The sequence below is a fragment of the Caulobacter sp. genome (genome assembly GCF_017744445.1).
GTDB lineage: Bacteria > Pseudomonadota > Alphaproteobacteria > Caulobacterales > Caulobacteraceae > Caulobacter.
Map to the genome: position 1 here is coordinate 1 of NZ_JAGIBH010000085.1, position 746 is coordinate 746.

The window sequence follows — 746 nt, forward strand, 5'->3', positions numbered from 1 at the left end:
GCGCCTGGGTGACCGGGTCGGCAAGTACAACCAGGAAATCTAGAGAACGCGATGACCAACGTCTTCGTCGATGCCGTGCGTCTACGCGATCGTCTGAAAAGCTGGGCTCTGGACGCGGCCTATCCGCTTTGGTGGACGATCGGGGCCGATCACGCGAAGGGCGGCTTCTTCGAGAAGCTGGACCTGGAGGGCGTTCCCGTCGATGGCCCGCGTCGCGGCCGGGTGCTGCCGCGCCAGATCTTCTCGTACGCGCTGGCCCGTGACTTGGGATGGACCGGCCCGTGGCGGGAGGCTGTCGAGCATGGTCTAGCCTACTATCTCTCCACATATCGACGCCCGGATGGACTGTTTCGCGCCCTGATCGGACCTAATGGCGAGAGCCTGGACGATACGGCGGAGACCTATGACCAAGCCTTCGCCTTGTTCGCCTTGGCGGCGGTGGCCAAAGTGCTGCCGGCTCGTGCTGAAGAGGTCAAAGGGATCGCTGTATCCGTGCTCGATAAGCTTTTTGTCGAACGCAAGCACCCGGCCGGCGGCTTCCACCAGACCAACCCGCCGACCGCGCCGCTGCAGTCGAACCCGCACATGCACCTGTTCGAGGCCATGCTGGCCTGGAACGAAGTTGATAGCGATCCGAGGTGGCGGGCCTTGGCCGACGAGATCGGTGATCTGGCCCTCGGCAAGTTCATCCAGACCGAGAGCGGCCAGCTGCGCGAGTTCTTCGACCTCGACTGGAACGCCGCGCC

Annotated in this window: 1 protein-coding gene; it reads left to right on the top strand. The window is 63.9% G+C overall.

Annotated elements, in window-relative coordinates; genetic code table 11:
- Positions 1-51: 51 nt before the first annotated feature.
- A partial coding sequence (locus J7528_RS23755; protein ID WP_291879795.1) for an AGE family epimerase/isomerase occupies positions 52-746 on the top strand: 695 nt, incomplete at its 3' end.